The following is an 18,349-nucleotide window of genomic DNA, read 5'->3' as shown; positions in this document are numbered from 1 at the left end:
GGTCCGGGGTCAGCGGGACTTGTCGTCGTCGTCCCAGGGGCCTTCCCACCAGCCGGCGCGGCCGTCGTCCGAGCCGCCGCGCCCCCGGCGGGAGCGGACGAACTGCACGACGAAAACCGTCAGCGAGCTGAGCAGGATCAGGAAGACCACCAGGAACAGCACGTCGCTCTGATTCATGGGCGTTTCCCCTCCGCGGCATCCGCCACGATCTTCGCGATGCGGGCTGCCCGGGTCTCCGGGCGCTTGGCCATCGCGATGTGCGTGAGTCCGAACTTCTTGACGGACTTCGGGAATGCATCCCAGTTCTCGCGCGCGGCGGGCACCGCATCAAGCGCGGCGGTGAACTCCTCCGGTTCGATCCCGGCCTCCGGGCCGTCGAGCAGGGTCCACGAGCCGTTCGCCTTCGCGACCTCGAGCACACGGATGCCGGCCGGAGCGAGCAGACCCTCGGCCTCGAGTTCCGCGATCCGCGCCTTGTTCGTCGCGGCCCAGCCGCTGCCGGGGCGGCGAGGGGAGAACCACTGCCCGTTGGCGCGGTCATCGGTCCCGTCATCGAAGACGCGCACCGGGCCGTCGATCCATCCGAAGCACAGCGCCTGCCGCACGGCATCCTCGTACCCGACGCCGTCCGACGCTCCGCGCACGCTCAGCAACCAGACGCCCGCCGCGCGCTCGTGGTTCGCCTCGAGCCAGGCGCGCCAGGCCGCGGCGTCCGCCGCCCGGAGTCGTTCGCCCTCGTCGAGTGCGCCCATCGGCTACTTCTTGATCTTGACCGTCGTGATCGTCTCGGTGATCCGCGGGAGCAGGTCGGCGACCGACTGCACGATCTCATCCGGGCGGAACGGGTACTTCTCGATCTCGGCCTGGTCGCTGATGCCGGTGAGCACCAGGATCGTGTGCAGACCCGCCTCGATGCCGGCGACGACGTCGGTGTCCATGCGGTCGCCGATCATGCCCGTGCGCTTCGAGTGCGCGCCGATCTTGTTCAGGGCCGAGCGGAACATCATCGGGTTCGGCTTGCCGACCACGTACGGCTCCTTGCCGGTGGCCTTCGTGATGAGCGCGGCGATGGCTCCCGTCGCGGGCAGCGGTCCGTCGGCGCTCGGGCCCGTGGCATCCGGGTTCGTCACGATGAAGCGCGCGCCGCCGATGATGAGGCGGATGGCCTTCGTGATCGCCTCGAACGAGTAATTGCGCGTCTCGCCCACGACCACGAAATCGGGGTTGGTCTCGGTCATGATGAAACCCGCGTCGTGCAGTGCGGTGAGGATGCCGGCCTCGCCGATCACGAAGGCAGAGCCCCCGGGGAGCTGCTGCTTCAGGAAGTCGGCGGTCGCGAGGGCCGAGGTCCAGATGCGCTCCTCGGGCACGTGCAGTCCGCTGGTGCGCAGGCGAGCCGACAGGTCGCGAGCGGTGAAGATCGAGTTGTTCGTCAGCACCAGGTACGGGATGCCCGCGCTCTCCCAACCGGCGAGCAGTTCGGATGCTCCGGGGATGGCGTCGTTCTCATGGACGAGCACGCCGTCCATGTCGGTGAGCCAGCATTCGATGTCGTCACGTTGAGCCATGTGCACAGCCTAGAGGCCCCAGGCGACGCGCACCTGACCGTGTTGCGGAGGAGCTAGGCGCTGAGCCAGACCACCTGTGCCGCGCCTTCGGGCAGCGCCGTCTGCGCGCCGTCGATCTCCACCCCGGATGCCGTCACCGTGACGGTCGATGCGACCGCCAGGCCCAGCGCCTCGAGAGATCGCAGCAGCTCGGGGTCGCGGTCGTCGACGCGCAGCACCCGGCCCGCGTGCCCGGCCGGCGCATCGGCGAGGAGCACGAACGGCTCGCGCTCGATGTGACCGTCGGCATCGGGGATCGCATCGCCGTGCGGGTCGAAGCGCGGGCGGCCGAGGCGCGCATCGATGCCCTCCAGCAGCCGGTCGCTGATGGTGTGCTCGAGGACCTCGGCCTCGTCGTGCACCTCGTCCCAGCCGTAGTCGAACTCCTGCACCAGCCAGGTCTCGATCAGGCGGTGCCGGCGCACCATCGCGAGCGCGCGCAGGGTTCCGGCATCCGTCAGCCGCACCGCACCGTAGGGCACGTGCGAGACGAGACCCGCGGCGGCGAGCTTCTTCACCATCTCGGTGACAGAGGACGGGGCGATGCCGAGCTTCGCGGCGAGCACTGAGGGAGTGATCGGTGCGTCCTGCCACTCGGTGTGCGCGTAGACGGTCTTCAGATAGTCGTCAGCTGCAGGGGATGCCACCGGACCAGCTTAGGTCAGCTCGTCGCGGCGGCCAGCAGGCTGTACGCGGCCTGACCCGCGAAGAACAGGACGAGGAAGCCGAGGAGGGCGGCGGCCAGGGAGAGTCGGCCGTCGAACCCCTCGATCTCGGCGATGCCGATCTTGCGCGCGCGGAACGCCAGCACGAGAGTGGCGACGCCCAGGGCCAGCTGCACCCACGGGCTGCCGAGGCCGATGACCTTCGGGAACGCGATCAGCAGGCCGCCGATCACGCCCGTCGCGAGACCGATCCAGGTGAGGATGCGGACGTTGCGGCGGGCGTTATCGGCAGACATGCTGTCGAGCCTATCCGGGTCAGGCCCCCGTCAGGACGAGCCAGAGCAGCGCTCCGTTGAGGGCTATCAGCAGCACCGAGGCCACGATGCCGGCGGCCGTCGTCCAGCGCCGATTGGCCCAGGCGCCGAGGGTGCGTCGCTGCGCGGTGAGCACGACCAGCGGGATCAGGGCGAAGGGGATGCCGAACGAGAGCACCACCTGGCTGAGCACCAGGGCGAGTGTCGGATCGAAGCCGATGCCGAGGATGATGAGCGCGGGGATCAGCGTGACCAGGCGACGGGCGAGCAGCGGGATGCGCACGTGCAGCAGACCGTGCATGATCTCGGCCCCGGCGTAGGCGCCCACCGAGGTCGAGGCCAGTCCGGATGCGAGGAGTCCGACGGCGAAGAACGTCGCGACGACCGGACCGAGCCCCGCGGCGAGGGCGGCGTGCGCGCCCTCCAGCGAGTCGGTGCCCTCGACGCCGGCGAGGTTCGCGGCGGCGAGCAGCAGGATGCAGAGGTTCACGGAGCCGGCGATCACCATCGCGATCGATACGTCCCAGCGGGTGGCGGTGAGCAGGCGGCGGATGCGTGAGGTCTCGGTGCGCACCGCCTCGTCGCCGGCGTGGGCGGTCGTGGCGCCGAAGCGGTCACGGGCGAGGGAGGAGTGCGCGTAGATCGCGTGCGGCATGATCGTCGCGCCGAGGATGGATGCGGCCAGCAGTACCGAGCCGGTGTCTTCGAAACGCGGGACCATTCCTCCGAGCACCCCGGCCGGGTCCGGCGGCGCGACGAAGACCCCGGCGACGAAGCCGACCGTGATGATGACCATGAGCCCGATGATCACGAACTCGAACGGGCGGGCGCCGCGCCGGCTCTGCACCGTGAGCAGGATCATCGAGACCGCGCCGGTGATGAGTCCGCCCAGCAGCAAGGGCACATCGAACAGCAGGTTCAGGGCCACCGCGCCGCCGATGACCTCGGCCAGGTCCGTGGCCATGGCGACCAGCTCGGCCTGCAGCCAGTATGCGCGGCGGGCCCACGGTCGCTTCAACCGCGCGCCCAGCACCTCGGGCAGGCTCTGCCCGGTGACGACGCCCAGCTTCGCGGAGAGGTACTGGATCAGCCACGCCATGATGTTGCCCGCGAGCACGACCCACACCAGCAGGTAGCCGTACTGGGCCCCCGCGGTCATGTTGCTGGCGACGTTGCCGGGATCGAGGTACGCGACGCCGGCGACGAGGGCGGGACCGAGCAGCCACAGGCTGCGCGGGGCCCTGGCCGGGGACGCGGTCGGGGTCGTCATCGGGAGCGAGGAATTTTTAGGCACACCGAAACCGTAGCGTATTTTTCGGCACACCTAAATATCTGGATGTTCGCTCCGGCGATAGCCTGGCGAGATGGATGACGCCGCTTCGGACCCCTCGCACGCCGACACTCCGGCGGGCCCGACGCACGGCGGCTCGACTGCCCAGCCCGGCTACGGCGTCGGTCCGTGGCCCGGTGGCGAGGATGCATGGCCCGAGGGGGAGCAGTACGACCCCGAGCTCCTCGCGGCGGGCGACACCCGCAACGTGATCGACCGCTACCGCTACTGGCGGATGGAGGCGATCGTCGCCGACCTCGACACGCAGCGGCATCCGTTCCACGTCGCCATCGAGAACTGGCAGCACGACATGAACATCGGATCGATCGTGCGCAGCGCCAACGCGTTCCTCGCCGACACCGTGCACATCATCGGTCGCCGCCGCTGGAACAAGCGCGGGGCGATGGTCACAGATCGCTACCAGCACGTGGTGCACCACGAAGACGTCGAGACCTTCGCCGCCTGGGCTGCGGCGGAGGGCCTCCCGATCATCGCGGTCGACAACGTCGAGGGTGCCGTGCCCGTGGATCGCGCCGAACTCCCGCAGCACTGCGTGCTGCTGTTCGGTCAGGAAGGACCCGGGCTCTCGGCCGAGGCGCTCGCCGCAGCATCCGCCCACATCGAGATCACCCAGTACGGCTCGACGCGCTCGATCAACGCCAGCGCCGCTGCCGCCGTGATCATGTACGAGTGGTGCCGCAGGTACGCGGGCTGAGCGCCGCCGGAAACCCCTCGACAGGCGGTGGCTGCGGGCGTAGCGTGAGTGCCGATCGAGGAGGTCGACATGGCAGTCGTCACACCCATCCGCCCGTTCCTCTGGTTCGTCGACAGGGCGCAGGAGGCGATGGAGTACTACGTCTCGGTGTTCCCGAACTCGTCGATCGACAGCGTGACCTACTATCCGGATGAGAACCTCAGCGAGCACTTCGAGGGCATGACCGGGAAGGTCATCAACGGGGAGTTCACTCTGAACGGAACGCGATTCGGCTGCCTCGACGGGGGTCCGGAGTTCACCTTCAACGAGGCCGTCTCCTTCGTGATCGAGTGCGCCGACCAGGAAGAGATCGACCGCTACTGGCAGGCGCTCTCCGCGGTGCCGGAGGCGGAGGCGTGCGGCTGGTGCAAAGACCGGTTCGGCGTCAGCTGGCAGGTGCTCCCCGCCGGGCTCGACCTTCTGCAGCAGCGGCCGGAGCAGATCCAGGCGCTGATGCACATGAAGAAGATCGTGATCTCGGAGCTCGAGATCGCCTGAGCTCGCGTTCTCGGTGGCGATGAACGGCGCGCTCAGCCGCGATCGATGCCGAAGAGGTGGCGGTAGATCGCGTTGACGTCGCGATCCAGATGATCGATGCGCCCGTGGACCGAGCTGATCTCCGTGCGCACACGGGCGAACTCGCTCCGCATCTCGGTCCGCACGCTGGCGAACTCGTTGCGGACCTCGGTCCGCACGCTCTCGAACTCGTTCTGCATCGTGCGCAGGAACATCGTCGAGATCAGCGTGATCGTGCCGAACATGCCCGCGGCGAAAACGCCGATCAGCGTCCATACCTGTGGTTCCGTCATCCCCAGCATCCCTTCAGTGTCCCCCGATCATCGTCGAGTGCACCAGGGTTTCGGGACGTAGTATTCCGCGGATTCCGGTGGTGGGGGAGAAATCGCGATCCGGATCGGTGCAGTGCCGGCCAGCGGCGTCAGGCTGTCGCCGCGAGCCAGCGCCCGGATCGCACGCGCCAGCCGAGAGTGCCCAGACGCGCGAGCAGATAGACGCCGAAGAAGGCGACCGCGAGCCAAACGAGTCCCGCGGTGCCGTCGACCCCGGTCGCGGCGATGATCCACAGCGCCGGGAGGAACGGGACCAGGTTCAGGCCCCCGGCGATCGCGAGGTAGCGGGCGTCGTTCGCGCCCATGAGCACCCCGTCGAGCACGAACACGACACCCGCGATCGGTTGGGCGACGGCGAGCACGAGCAGTGCCGGCTGTACGAGGGCGGCGATCTCCGCCGAGCCGGTGAACACGATGCCGAGCACCCCGGAGAGTGCGGCGATCAGGCCGCCGACGATGACACCGAACCACGCGCCCCAGGCCACGGTGCGGGCCAGCACCCGGTGGACCTGCCGTTCGTCTCCGGCGCCCAGCTCCTTGCCGATGAGTGCCTGCGCGGCGATCGCGAGGGCATCGAGCGCGAACGCCGCGGCCGAGAAGATCGTGAACACGATCTGCCACCCGGCCAGCTCCTCGGTGCCGATGCCGGTGGCGATGCCCACGGTCGCGAGCAGGGCGACGCGCAGGCTCACGGTGCGAAGGAACAGCCATCCGCCCGACGTCGCCGTGCTGCGGATGCCGGCGCCCTGGGCACGCAGCGAGGCGCTGTGACGGGTCGCCAGGCGGCGGATGACCAGGGCGTACGCGGCGACCATGCCCCACTGCGCCGTCACGGTGCCGGCGGCCGAGCCCGCGATACCCCACCCGAGTCCGTAGATGAAGAGCCAGTTGAGCAGGGCGTTCGCGCCGAAGCCGAGCCCCGCGATCCAGAGCGGCGTCATCGTGTCCTGCATGCCGCGCAGCAGGCCGGTCGCGGCGAACACGATGAGCATCGCCGGCAGGCCCCACATCGAGATCACCAGGTACTCGTTGGCCTGCTGTGCGACGGCCTCGTTCGCGCCGAACAACGAGACCAGCCACGGTGAGGAGACCGCGCCGACGACGGCGAGCACCGCGCCGAGTCCGAGCGCGAGCCACATGCCGTTGATACCGACCGACACGGCCTCGCCCGGCTGTCCGGCGCCGAAGCGGCGGGCGACCGCCGGAGTGGTCGAGTAGGCGAGGAACACCATGAGCCCGACGATCGTCTGCAGCACGGCTCCCGCGATGCCGAGGCCGGCGAGCGGGGTGGTGCCGAGGTGTCCGACCAGGGCGGCATCCACGATCAGGAACGCGGGCTCCGCGATCAGCGCGCCGAGGGCCGGGACCGCGAGGCGCAGGATCTCTCGGTTGAGGGAGGCGCGCGCGGTCATCCTCCGAGCCTATGACCTGGCGCCGACCTCGTCCGTCCGCGCCCCCGAGAGCCGTCGTAGGGTGGGAGGGAATCGGATGCCGCGGAGGTGCATCATGACGGATCCCCGAGAAGCTGCGGCGCGCTACCGCGCGCAGCAGCAGCAGGCCGAGACCGCGGACGGCGACGAGGAGTCGGGCGTCCCACCGGGAGCCGGCGCCGCCGTCGACAGAGCCGCCTTCATCGAGACGGCGATCCAGGTGGCGATCCGTCGCGGCGAGTTCGACGATCTTCCCGGCGCGGGCAAACCGCTGGAGGGACTCGGCACCCACCACGACCCGGACTGGTGGATACGCCGCAAGATCGAGACCGAGAACCTCACCGGACTCGGCCCGCCCGCCATCCTGCTGCGCACCGAGGACCGGGAGCTCAACGACCAGCTCGACCTGCTCGGCCGCGAGTCGGACGTGCGTGACGTGCTCGAGGACTTCAACAAGCGCGTGCGCGAGGCCCGTCGCCAGCTCCAGGGCGGACCTCCCGTCGTGACCGAACCGAGGGATGTCGACGCCGAGGTCGTGGCCTGGGCGGAGCGTCGGGCGTCGCGGCCGGCGGCTGCGCCGGTGCCGGAGCCGCGCCGCCGACGCTTCGGTCGGCGACGCCGCTGAAGTCCGCTGCGCTTCCCGCGGTGAAATGCGCCTCGTTCGGCCGGATGCCGCGAGTCTGGCCGAACGAAGCGCGATCGGCCGAAGATGGTGCAGCGAATCGACCTGACGTCCGAGGCGGGTCATAGGCTGGTGCGCATGACTGACGTTCTTCCCGTGGGCCTCGCCCTTGATGAGTTCAGCTCCGACATCCGCCCGCAGGACGACCTCTATCGTCACGTGAACGGCGCCTGGCTTTCGCGCACCGAGATCCCTGGCGACAAGGCGCGGTGGGGCTCGTTCCATCTTCTCGCCGAGCAGGCCGAGAAAGACGTGCGGGCGATCATCGAGGAGTCGCAGGATGCCGAGGAGGGCACGCTCGCCCGCAAGATCGGCGACCTGTTCGCGAGCTTCATGGACACCGAGCGCATCGATGCCGCCGGTCTCTCTCCGCTGGAGGAGACCCTCGCCGAGGTCGACGCCATCGACGGCATCCCGGCGTTCCTGCGCACGGTGGGCGCCTACGACCGCGACGGTCGCGCGGCCGTGATCGGCATGTACGTCGACGGTGACCCGGGTGACCCGGAGCGCTACCTGCCCGTGCTCATGCAGGCCGGGCTGTCCCTGCCGGATGAGAGCTACTTCCGGCTCGACACGTTCGCCGATACCCGGGCCGCCTATCGCGCGCACCTCGAGCGACTGCTCGGCCTCGCCGGTGTTCCGGATGCCGCGGCGAACGCCGACCGGGCGATCGCGCTAGAGACCGAGCTCGCCGGGCACCACTGGGACAACGTGCGCAGCCGCGACGCCGTCGCGACCTACAACCTCAAGACCTGGGACGAGCTGCAGGAGCTCGCCGGCGTCGACCTGGCTCCGTGGCGCGAAGCGGTGTCGCCGTCGAACCCGGCGGCCTTCGACGAGGTCGTCGTCTCGCAGCCCAGCTTCTTCGAGGGACTCGGCTCGCTCCTCACGCCCGAGCGGCTCGACGACTGGAAGGCGTGGCTGCGGGCCAAGGTCGTGCACGCGGCGGCTCCGTACCTCACCGACGACCTGGTGCAGGAGAACTTCTCGTTCTACGGCACCGAGCTCACCGGCGTGCCGACGATCCGCGAGCGCTGGAAGCGCGGCGTCTCTCTCACCGAGGGCGCGCTCGGCGAGGCGATCGGCAAGGTCTACGTCGAGCGGCACTACCCGCCGACGGCGAAGGCCGCGATGGACGAGCTGGTCGCCCACCTGATCGAGGCGTATCGCCAGAGCATCACCGACCTCGAGTGGATGACCGCCGAGACCCGGGAGCGCGCGCTCGCCAAGCTCGACTCCTTCACGCCCAAGATCGGCCACCCCGAGGTGTGGCGCGACTACTCGAGCCTGGAGATCGACCGCACCGACCTGTTCGGCAACGTGCGCCGGGCGTCGATCTTCGAGCACGACCGGCACGTCGACAAGGTCGGCAAGCCCATCGACCGCCTCGAGTGGCACATGCCGCCGCAGATGGTCAACGCGTACTACAACCCGTCCATGAACGAGATCGTGTTCCCCGCGGCCATCCTGCAGTACCCGTTCTTCGACGCGAGCCGCGACGCCGCCGCGAACTACGGCGGGATCGGCGCGGTCATCGGGCACGAGATCGGTCACGGCTTCGACGACCAGGGCAGCCGATACGACGGCGACGGCCGACTCCAGGACTGGTGGACCGACGCCGACCGTTCGGCCTTCGAGGAGCGCACCAAGGCGCTCATCGCGCAGTACGACGCGCTCGTCCCCGAAGGGCTCGACGCCGAGCACCACGTCAACGGCGCCCTCACGATCGGTGAGAACATCGGCGATCTCGGCGGCCTCGGCATCGCACTCAAGGCCTACGAGCTCTCGCTCGGCGGCGCGGAGGCGCCGGTCATCGACGGGTACACGGGCGTGCAGCGCCTGCTGCTCTCGTGGGCGCAGGTGTGGCAGCAGAAGAGCCGCGCCGCCGAGACGCTGCGACTGCTGACCATCGATCCGCACTCGCCGAACGAGTTCCGCTGCAACCAGATCGTGCGCAACATCGATGCGTTCTACGAGGCGTTCGGCGTGGGCGAGGAAGACGCCCTGTGGCTCCCCGAGTCGTCGCGTGTGACCATCTGGTGACCAATCGTCTGACTCTGTGATGCATCCCCCGGCGGTGGGGTTACGATAGCCCTGCCGCTGGGGAGCGCTTCCCCGCGGTATCCCGCAAATCCCCCCCTCGTAAGGATCACGCGTGGGCGCTCTCGAGCCTGGTGAAGGGTTCCGCAACTCCTCGGCCCCGGAGTCTGTCGGCGGTGTGCCGGAGTCTTCTGCGGGCCGTCGCTCCCAGCGCACCAGTCGTCGCCTCCCGCGCCGCGCCGCGCTCGGGCGCCGCTCCTTCACAGCCACCCTGCGGTCGCTCGAGGGGTTGGTCGATTCCGGCGCTCAGGTGTCGGTGCACGTCGTCGACCTCGACAATCATGTGCACGTGCTGGCCGGCGACGATCACGTGACCATGCCCGTCGCGGGGCTCGGCGTCGTCCCACTGCTGATCGAGGTGGCCGCCGGTTTCCAGAGCGGAGCGCTCGATCCGTTCGAGATCATCGAGCGGGACAGTGTCGAGGCCGTGGAGACCTCCGGCCTGTGGCGGCATCTGCATGCCCCGGCGCTGCCGCTCGAGGATCTGGCCGTGCTGGCCGCGACAGCCGGCGATCCGATCGCCGTGAACGCCCTGCTGCAGAAGGTCGGACATGACCGGGTGCGCGAGCGCATCGAGTCGCTCGGCCTGCGCCGTACGGCCCTGCTCGACCGGTTCCGTGACCGCCGCGGTCCGGACGACGCCCCGCAGGTCGCCGTGGGATCCGCTCGGGAGCTCGCCGGGCTGTTCTCGGCCCTGGTGAACTCGCAGGTCGTCGACGCCGCGGTCAGCGCGCAGGTGTCGGAGTGGCTGAGCCTGAACCAGGACCTGAGTCTGGTCGCGGCATCCACCGGCCTCGACCCGTTCTCGCACGATCACGACGCGCACGGTCTGCTGTTCGTGAACAAGACCGGCCGCGATCGTGGTGTCCGCGCCGAGGCGGGAGTGCTGGCCGGACCCCGTGCCGGCGTCGCCTACTCGCTCATCGTCTGCTTCGACGACCTCTCCATCACGCACCGGCTGCGCGCGCACGACGCCTTCCGGGTGCTCGGCGTCGAGCTCATGGAGTACACGCACTGAGAGCGGTTCCGTGTCGTTGGCGTGGCCGATCCCGGACCGGCTGCGCCCGCCGCGAGACGGCGACCCGGACCCGCGCACGATCTCCCGCTGACGGCGCGGGGAGCGGAACTCAGCCGGGCAGGGACGGATGCTGCTCGGTGCTGCGCTGCTTCGGGATGAAGAGCGACAGCACGACCGCGATGATGCCGGCGGCGATCGCGAGCCAGAAGCACACCTCGAACGCGGCGCGGGTCGGAACCGCGACACCGTCGACGTCGATGCTCATCGCCGCGAGCACGCCGCCCATCACGGCCGAGGCGCTCGAGGTGCCGACCGAGCGGAACAGCGCGTTCAGTCCGTTCGAAGCGCCGGTCTCGTTCGCCGGCACCGACCGCATGATGATCATGGGCATCGCGGCGAAGGTGAAGCCGATGCCGACTCCGATGAAGATGTTGGCGACGAAGATGTGCCACACCTCGGAAGACCACAGCAGGACGAACACGTAGGCGAGCACGATCGCGCCGGCGCCGACGGTGAACAGCGGCCGCGGTCCGACCGTGCGCTCGAGCCAGCCGGAGAGCGGTGAGATCACCATCATCACGAGGCCGGCGGGCATGATCACGAGGGACGCCGCGAGCATGTCGAGCCCGAAACCGGCGCCGCCGACCGCGGGCATCTCGAGCAGCTGCGGGAACGTCACGTTCGAGGCGAACAGTGCGAACCCCATGCCGATCGCGGCGATGTTGGTGAACAGTACGGCGGGGCGCGCCGCCACCCGCAGGTCGAGCAGCGGGTCCTTCGTGCGCAGCTGGTACCAGCCCCACACCAGCAGCACGGCCAGCCCGCCGATGATGCAGACCAGTGTGAGGGGTGAGGTCCAGCCCCACTGCGCACCCCGGGAGACGAAGAGCAGGATGCCGGTGAGGCCGATGGCCAGCCCGATGGCGCCGAGCACATCGAGGCGCCCGGGGGAGCGGAGCACATCCTCGGGGATCACGGCCAGCACGAGCAGCAGTCCGACGACGCCGAGCGCGGCCGCGAGCCAGAACAGCATGTGCCAGTCGGCGTTCTGGGCGAGGAGTGCGGCGACCGGCATGCCGATCGCGCCGCCGACGCCCATGGTCGCGCTCATCAGGGCGACCGCGGTGCCGAGCCGCTCGGTCGGCAGCACGTCGCGCATGATCGCGATGCCGAGGGGGACGACGCCCGTCACGGCGCCCTGGAGTGCGCGCCCGACGATCACGCCGATGATCGAGCCGGAGACCGCGGCGATCACCGAGCCGAGGATCAGGATCGCGAGCAGCACGATCACGACGCGGCGTTTGCCGTACATGTCGCCCAGTCGGCCCGAGATCGGCGTGGCGACCGCGGCCACCAGCAGCGTGATCGTGACGACCCAGGTGGTGTCCTCGCGGGACGCGTTCAGCAGTTGCGGCAGCTCGGCCTGCAACGGCACGACGAGCGTGAACATGAACGACGAGCAGAGCCCCGCGAAGGCGAGGACGGCGACGATCGCCCACTTCGGCGGGGTTCGGGAGAGGCGCTTCCTGGCTCTGTCGTCGTTCGCACCCACCGGCTCAGGCTATCGGCGATCCGACGGTGCGGGGTCGTCGGAGAGGTCCGATCCGGGCTCCGTTTCCCCGAACCGCCCGAGGAGGGGCAGACTGGGTGCGTGCGAACCATCCGCGATCTCGACACCGTTGAACTCATCCTCGACGCGCAGGGCCTGCTCGACTCCATCCGGGGTCCGCAGCGCGTGGTGGATGCCGGCACCCTGCGCGCCCTGCAGCAGTCGGGCAACTACGTCGTCGGCTTCTTCGACGGCGAGGGCGACGAGGAACGCATGGTCGGCGCCTCCATCGCCTTCTTCGGCGAGCCCGCCCGACGTGCGATGCACTCGCACATCACGGCGCTGCTGCCGGAGTACCGCGGGCGCGGCTGGGGTCGCGAGCTCAAGGAGCACCAGCGTCAGTGGGCGTTCTCGCGCGACGTCGGACGCATCACCTGGGTGTTCGACCCGCTCGTGGCGCGCAACGCGCACTTCTTCTTCTCGGTGCTGGGCGCCCGCGCCACCGGCTACTCCGTGAACCGCTACGGCATCTTCGGCGGCGGCGACGCGGGTGACGAGAGCGACCGGCTGGACGTCGAGTGGGCGCTCGCCGACATCGCCAAGCCCCCGGCCGACGACGCGGTGGTCGAGACCCTCGAGATCCCCGCCGACATCGAGGCGATGCGCGTCTCCGACCCGGCGGCCGCCCACGAGTGGCGGCTGCGCCTGCGTGCGCAGATGGAGGGGCTGCTCGGCAGCGGCCTGACCATCGCCGGCTACGACAACGCGCGCGGCTACCTCTTCACCGCCTGAGCCGGGCGGCCGGATCGCCGATGCGGGACGCGCTCAGCGCACCCCGCGCATGAGCTTCAGCACGGGCTTGACGCTCAGCAGCAGCCCGATGCCGACGACGATGGCAATCCCCCCGAGGATCGAGAAGAAGGGCACCTCGTCGTCGGGGTTGTAGAACTGCACCAGCCAGCCGGAGATCGCCGTCCCCAGCGCGATCGACAGGAAGAACAGTGCGACCATCTGCGTGCGGAACACGCCAGGTGCGAGCTTCGTGGCGGCCGACAGGCCGACCGGCGAGATGAGCAGCTCCGCCACCGTGAACACGAAGAGGATCCCGACGATCGCCAGCAGCGGCGTGGAGTTCTCCCCGCCGCCGGCGAACGGCAGGAAGAGCAGGAACGCCGATCCCATGATGATCGCCGCGAGCGCGAACTTCACGGGCGTCGATGGTTGACGCTTTCCGAGCTTGGTCCAGATCGCGGCGAAGACACCGGACAGGATGATGATGAAGACCGGGTTGATCGACTGCACCCAGGAGACGGGCATCTCCCAGCCGAACAGGTTGCGGTTCAGACGCTGGTCGGAGTAGATCGTCAGCACCGTGAACTGCTGCTGATACAGCGACCAGAACGCGACGCTCGTGATGAACAGCGGCAGGAACGCCCACACCCGCGATCGTTCGGTCGCGTCGATGCGACGGCTGCCGAGGATCACGGAGAAGTAGGTGATCGCGGCGACGATCGTGACACCGATCACCAGGGTGGCGAGGTTGTCGGGTCGGATCACGCCGGTGAGCACCAGGACGGCGATGAGCACGATCGCGGCGGCCGCGATGAGTCCGACCAGCGGATAGCGGGACTTCGGGAGGGGGTTCGGCACCTCCCGCGCCGAGGCGGGCAGCGCCTTGCGGCCGAACGAGTACTGGATGAGCCCGAGCGTCATCCCGATGGCCGCAAGTCCGAAGCCGTAGTGGAAGCCGAGCGAGGACTGCAGGATGCCGGTGAGGATCGGGCCCAGGAACGCGCCGAGGTTGATCCCGAGGTAGAAGAGCGAGAAACCGGCATCCCGTCGCGGGTCGTCGGCGCTGTAGAGGCTGCCGACGACCGATGTGGCGTTCGCCTTGAGTCCGCCGGATCCGAGTGCCACGAGCACGAGGCCGACGCCGACGCCGACCGCGCCCGGAAGAAGGGCGAGGGCGAGGTGCCCCGCCACGATCACCATCGCGCTGACGAACAGCACGCGCTCTGCGCCGAACAGGCGGTCGGCGAGCCAGGCCCCGAGGATCGTCGAGAGGTAGACCGACCCTCCGTACGCGCCCACGATGCCGCCCGCGACCGCCTTGGGGATGCCGAGGCCGCCCTCGGTCACCTCGAAGTAGAGGTAGATGAGCAGGATGCCCTGCATGCCGTAGAAGCTGAACCGCTCCCACATCTCGACGCCGAAGATGTGCACGAGCGCCCAGGGTTGTCCGAAGAAGCGAGTGTCTTCGTCGCGAGTTCGCCGAGTGCGCGCAGGAGTGCTCATCCCAGGACGGTACTCCGCGGTGGGCCGAGGGGCCAGGTCCCGCGCGGGACGACGGATAGAATGAGGTGCCCGTGTTCACGGGTCTTCTCCCGCATCCGACCATTGGAGCCACCATGGCCGAACAGTCCCGCCTCGACAAGGTCATCGCCCTCGCCCGCCACCGCGGGTTCGTGTTCCAAGCGGGTGAGATCTACGGCGGTTCTCGATCGGCCTGGGACTACGGGCCCCTCGGTACGGAGCTCAAGGAGAACATCCGCCGCCAGTGGTGGCAGACGTTCGTGCGCGGCCGCGGCGACATGGTCGGCCTCGACTCCAGCATCATCCTCCCCAAGCGCGTGTGGGAGGCGTCGGGTCACGTCGCCACGTTCACCGATCCGCTGGTCGAGTGCCTGCAGTGCCACAAGCGCTTCCGCGCCGACAACCTCATCGAGGACTTCGAGGCGCGCAAGGGCCGCAAGGCCGAGAACGGTCTCGCCGACATCCCCTGCCCGAACTGCGGCACCAAGGGGCAGTACACCGAGCCCAAGGCGTTCTCCGGTCTGGTGAAGACGTACCTCGGGGTCGTCGACGACGAGTCGGGCCTGTACTTCCTGCGCCCCGAGACGGCGCAGGGCATCTTCGTGAACTTCTCGAACGTGCTCACCGCGAGCCGCAAGAAGCCGCCGTTCGGCATCGGCCAGGTCGGCAAGGCGTTCCGCAACGAGATCACCCCCGGCAACTTCATCTTCCGCACCCGCGAGTTCGAGCAGATGGAGATCGAGTTCTTCACGCCCCCGGCCGAGGCGCAGGAGTGGTTCGAGCACTGGGTCGAGGCCTGCTGGAACTGGTTCATCGACCTGGGCATCGACCCCGAGAACATGCGTCAGTTCGACGTGCCCGAAGACGACCGCGCGCACTACTCGGCCGGCACGATCGACGTCGAGTACAAGTTCGGGTTCGCGGGCAAGGAGTGGGGCGAGCTCATGGGCGTCGCCAACCGCACCGACTACGACCTCTCCAGCCACAGCGAGGCGTCGGGCCAGAGCCTGACGTACTTCGACCAGGCCACCGGGGAGCGCTACACCCCGTACGTGATCGAGCCGTCGTTCGGTCTCACCCGCGCCATGATGGCGTTCCTCGTCGACGCGTACCGCGAGGAGCAGGTGCCCAACGCCAAGGGCGGCACCGACGTGCGCACGGTGCTCAAGCTCGACCCGCGCCTCGCCCCGGTCAAGGCCGCCGTGCTGCCGCTGTCGCGCAACGAGAAGCTGTCGCCGCTCGCCCGCGAGGTCGCCGACACGCTCCGCAGCTCCTGGGCCGTCGACTTCGACGACGCGGGTGCGATCGGTCGCCGCTACCGTCGCCAGGACGAGATCGGCACCCCGTTCTGCGTCACGGTCGACTTCGACTCGCTCGACGACCGTGCCGTCACGGTGCGCGACCGCGACACCATGGCGCAGGAGCGCGTCTCGATCGATGAGCTGCACGCGTACCTCGCGGAGCGTCTGCGCGGCGCCTGAGGTTCCCGCGATCAAGACCCCGTCGGCCCGAGTGGCCGGCGGGGTCTTTCATGCGCTCCCGGCGACCGCCCGCGCATACCGCTCGGAGAGCAGCTGCAGCCGCGGGAGCAGCTCGGGCGGGCTCTCGACCGTGAAGTCCATCATCAGCATCCCGATGTAGGCGGCGACGGTGTCGAGGCTGTCCGCACCCGTGACGAGGATGCAGTGCTCGTCGTCGACCGGTTCGACCACGCCGACCGCGGCATGGATCCGGTCGAGCACGGCCTCGGCGGGTGCGTCGATCCGCAGTCGGGCGTGCACCTTCCAGCCGCTCACCGCGATGGTCCGCATCGCGAACGCCGTGTAGTCGCCCCCGGGGAGCGGCTGCGGATCGAAGCGGCGATGCGTCGGCATCCGCAGCTCCATCCAGTCGACGCGGTAGGTTCCCCATTCGTCGGTCTGCGGATCGCGGGCCACGAGGTACCACCGCCGCACCCAGGTGAGCAGCCGGTACGGCTCGACCAGCACGGGCGCTCCGTCGTAGTCGAAGCGCAGCCATTCCCCGTTGCGGATCGCGCTCGCGATGGCCTGCAGCGACGCGGCGTCGACTTCGGGGTCCGGGGCATCCGTGTCGTTGTTCTCCGGTGCGCGCTCGACGCTCGATCGCAGGGCGTCGACCGTGGGGCGCAGGTGCGACGGCAGCACCTGTTCCAGCTTGGCGAGGGCTCTGGCGCTCGACTCCGCGATTCCGGCGATACCGGCCGCCGCGCGGAGTCCGACGGTGACGGCCACCGCCTCCTCGTCGTCGAGCAGCAGGGGCGGCAGCTTTCCTCCTGCACCGAGCCGGTAGCCGCCGACGGACCCTCGCGTGGCGTCGACGGGATAGCCGAGGTCACGCAGTCGCTCGACGTCGTGTCGGACAGTGCGCGCCGAGACGCCGAGACGCGACGCGAGGTCGCTTCCGGAGCGCTCCGGACCGGTCTGCAAGAGCGCCAGCAACGCGAGCAGACGAGCGGTCGGGTCGGCCATCGGAACTCCTCGAAAGTGATCTGTTTATTAGGAACGAATCCAACCTAATGCCCTTCTACCTTCGAGATATGGAAAACACGACGCTCGCCTTCCGCCCCTTCACCGTCTCGGTCTCCGCCACCGAGGTCGCCGATCTCCAGGATCGCCTCGCCCGCACCCGTCTTCCGCAGCCGTCGCCGACGGACGACTGGGATGCCGGCACCCCCAACTCCTACCTGCGCGAGGCCGTCGCCGCCTGGCGAGACTTCGACTGGGCTGCGGCCCAGGAGCGGATCAACGCGGTCCCGCACTTCACCACCGAGATCGACGGCCAGACCATCCACTTCCTCCACGTGCGCTCGGCTCACGAGGGTGCGACTCCGCTGCTCCTCGCGCACACCTACCCCGGTTCGTCGGTCGACTACCTCGACCTGATCGACCGGCTCGTCGACCCGGTGGCTCACGGCGGCCGTGCCGAAGACGCCTTCGACGTCGTGATCCCGGATGCTCCGGGCTACGGGTTCTCGCAGCCTCTGGCCTCGACGGGCTGGACGGTCGGTCGGGTCGCCGCGGCGTACGACCGCCTCATGCGCGGGCTCGGCTACGACAGCTACGGCATCCACGGCTCCGACAACGGCGCGATGGTGGCCCGTGAGCTGGGTCTGCTCGAGCCCGCAGGCTTCCTCGGACTCCACGTGCTGCAGCTGTTCTCGTTCCCCTCCGGCGACCCGGCGGAGTTCGAGAAGCTGGAGCCCGCGGACTACGCCGGCCTCGAGCACATGCAGTGGTTCCAGTCCGTCGGCGGGTACAACACGATGAACGCCTCGCGCCCGCAGACCGTGTCGGTGGGGCTCAGCGACTCCCCGGTCGGGCTGCTCGCCTACAGCGAGCTGTTCAACTCGTTCGGCAACGGCACGTCGCTCGTGCCGCTCGAGAAGATCCTGCTCGAGGTCAGCGTGAACTGGTTCGCGAACGCGGCCTCGGGCATGAGCCGCAGCTACCTGGAGAACGCCAGGGCGGATGCCGCGGCAGAGGGCGCCGAGCCGCGGATCAATGCCGCACGGACCGGGGTCGCCGTGTTCGCGGACGACTTCCAGACGATCCGGGTCTTCGCCGAGCGCGACAACACGAACATCGTGCACTGGAGCCGCTTCGACGAGGGCGGACACTTCGCCGCCCTGGAGCGTCCGGACCTGCTGGCCGACGACATCCGCGAATTCTTCGCCACGCAGTCCTGATCCCGCACACTGAAGACCCGTCCGTGCCGCTGC

The 18,349-nt window shown here is 69.3% G+C and carries 19 protein-coding genes; 8 read left to right on the top strand and 11 right to left on the bottom strand.

What is annotated here, in order from left to right:
* Positions 1-9 precede the first annotated feature (9 nt).
* Genes OC372_RS09785 through OC372_RS09760 form a run of 6 tightly spaced genes read right to left on the bottom strand, consistent with a single transcriptional unit; the run spans position 10 to position 3,856 of the window.
* A complete protein-coding gene (locus tag OC372_RS09785) occupies positions 10-177 on the bottom strand; it encodes a hypothetical protein (protein ID WP_181156300.1) in 168 nt (55 codons plus the stop codon).
* Entirely contained in the window at positions 174-752 is a 579-nt protein-coding gene (locus tag OC372_RS09780; RefSeq protein WP_262001709.1) for a YdeI/OmpD-associated family protein, read from the bottom strand. The genes OC372_RS09785 and OC372_RS09780 overlap by 4 nt, the downstream gene beginning before the upstream one ends.
* A 3-nt stretch (positions 753-755) precedes the next feature.
* Positions 756-1,568: an HAD-IIA family hydrolase gene (locus OC372_RS09775; protein ID WP_029261258.1), complete on the bottom strand. Its 813-nt coding sequence runs from the start codon at positions 1,566-1,568 to the stop codon at positions 756-758.
* A 53-nt stretch (positions 1,569-1,621) separates the two neighbouring features.
* A complete protein-coding gene (locus tag OC372_RS09770; RefSeq protein ID WP_262001708.1) occupies positions 1,622-2,254 on the bottom strand; it encodes a metal-dependent transcriptional regulator in 633 nt (210 codons plus the stop codon).
* 14 nt (positions 2,255-2,268) lie between these two features.
* Positions 2,269-2,568 carry a hypothetical protein gene (locus OC372_RS09765; RefSeq protein ID WP_105711206.1) on the bottom strand — a complete coding sequence of 100 codons (300 nt, stop codon included), beginning with the start codon at positions 2,566-2,568 and terminating at the stop codon, positions 2,269-2,271.
* A 19-nt stretch (positions 2,569-2,587) separates the two neighbouring features.
* Positions 2,588-3,856: an Nramp family divalent metal transporter gene (locus OC372_RS09760; protein WP_262001707.1), complete on the bottom strand. Its 1,269-nt coding sequence runs from the start codon at positions 3,854-3,856 to the stop codon at positions 2,588-2,590.
* Between the two features lie 94 nt (positions 3,857-3,950).
* On the opposite strand from OC372_RS09760, the gene OC372_RS09755 reads away from it, so the two are divergent.
* Positions 3,951-4,631 carry a TrmH family RNA methyltransferase gene (locus tag OC372_RS09755; protein WP_262001706.1) on the top strand — a complete coding sequence of 227 codons (681 nt, stop codon included), beginning with the start codon at positions 3,951-3,953 and terminating at the stop codon, positions 4,629-4,631.
* A gap of 69 nt (positions 4,632-4,700) precedes the next feature.
* A complete protein-coding gene (locus OC372_RS09750) occupies positions 4,701-5,168 on the top strand; it encodes a VOC family protein (protein ID WP_262001705.1) in 468 nt (155 codons plus the stop codon).
* A gap of 32 nt (positions 5,169-5,200) precedes the next feature.
* On the opposite strand, the gene OC372_RS09745 is transcribed toward OC372_RS09750, so the two are convergent.
* On the bottom strand, positions 5,201-5,479 hold the full coding sequence (locus OC372_RS09745) for a hypothetical protein (protein WP_262001704.1): 279 nt from the start codon (positions 5,477-5,479) through the stop codon (positions 5,201-5,203).
* A gap of 128 nt (positions 5,480-5,607) precedes the next feature.
* Positions 5,608-6,930 (bottom strand): MATE family efflux transporter, encoded by a 1,323-nt coding sequence (locus tag OC372_RS09740; protein ID WP_262001703.1) that lies wholly within the window; start codon positions 6,928-6,930, stop codon positions 5,608-5,610.
* Positions 6,931-7,024: 94 nt separating this feature from the next.
* On the opposite strand from OC372_RS09740, the gene OC372_RS09735 reads away from it, so the two are divergent.
* From OC372_RS09735 to OC372_RS09725, 3 genes are all read left to right on the top strand, one after another.
* A complete protein-coding gene (locus tag OC372_RS09735; protein WP_262001702.1) occupies positions 7,025-7,573 on the top strand; it encodes a DUF1992 domain-containing protein in 549 nt (182 codons plus the stop codon).
* Between the two features lie 135 nt (positions 7,574-7,708).
* The gene (locus OC372_RS09730; RefSeq protein ID WP_262001701.1) at positions 7,709-9,673 is read left to right on the top strand and encodes a M13 family metallopeptidase; all 1,965 of its coding nucleotides are present in this window, start codon (positions 7,709-7,711) and stop codon (positions 9,671-9,673) included.
* 112 nt (positions 9,674-9,785) lie between these two features.
* On the top strand, positions 9,786-10,748 hold the full coding sequence (locus tag OC372_RS09725; protein WP_262001700.1) for a serine hydrolase: 963 nt from the start codon (positions 9,786-9,788) through the stop codon (positions 10,746-10,748).
* A 109-nt stretch (positions 10,749-10,857) separates the two neighbouring features.
* Here OC372_RS09725 and OC372_RS09720 read toward each other — a convergent pair whose 3' ends face one another.
* A complete protein-coding gene (locus OC372_RS09720) occupies positions 10,858-12,300 on the bottom strand; it encodes an MFS transporter (RefSeq protein ID WP_262001699.1) in 1,443 nt (480 codons plus the stop codon).
* 99 nt (positions 12,301-12,399) lie between these two features.
* Between OC372_RS09720 and OC372_RS09715 the strand changes: the two genes are divergently transcribed.
* Positions 12,400-13,089, top strand: a complete 690-nt coding sequence (locus tag OC372_RS09715) for a GNAT family N-acetyltransferase (protein WP_029261247.1) — start codon at positions 12,400-12,402, stop codon at positions 13,087-13,089.
* Positions 13,090-13,122: 33 nt separating this feature from the next.
* Here the strand turns inward: OC372_RS09715 and OC372_RS09710 are convergent, their stop codons facing one another.
* Complete coding sequence (locus OC372_RS09710; RefSeq protein ID WP_262001698.1) at positions 13,123-14,592, bottom strand: peptide MFS transporter; 1,470 nt, start codon at positions 14,590-14,592, stop codon at positions 13,123-13,125.
* A 113-nt stretch (positions 14,593-14,705) separates the two neighbouring features.
* On the opposite strand from OC372_RS09710, the gene OC372_RS09705 reads away from it, so the two are divergent.
* Positions 14,706-16,091, top strand: coding sequence for a glycine--tRNA ligase (locus OC372_RS09705; protein WP_029261245.1), 1,386 nt, complete (start codon positions 14,706-14,708; stop codon positions 16,089-16,091).
* Positions 16,092-16,139: 48 nt separating this feature from the next.
* On the opposite strand, the gene OC372_RS09700 is transcribed toward OC372_RS09705, so the two are convergent.
* Positions 16,140-17,099, bottom strand: coding sequence for a helix-turn-helix transcriptional regulator (locus OC372_RS09700; protein WP_105711212.1), 960 nt, complete (start codon positions 17,097-17,099; stop codon positions 16,140-16,142).
* 68 nt (positions 17,100-17,167) lie between these two features.
* Between OC372_RS09700 and OC372_RS09695 the strand changes: the two genes are divergently transcribed.
* Complete coding sequence (locus OC372_RS09695) at positions 17,168-18,316, top strand: epoxide hydrolase family protein (RefSeq protein ID WP_262001697.1); 1,149 nt, start codon at positions 17,168-17,170, stop codon at positions 18,314-18,316.
* Positions 18,317-18,349 lie beyond the last annotated feature (33 nt).

The organism is Microbacterium sp. Mcb102 (assembly GCF_024519805.1).
GTDB lineage: Bacteria > Actinomycetota > Actinomycetes > Actinomycetales > Microbacteriaceae > Microbacterium.
This window is presented reverse-complemented; position numbering and strand designations above follow the sequence as displayed.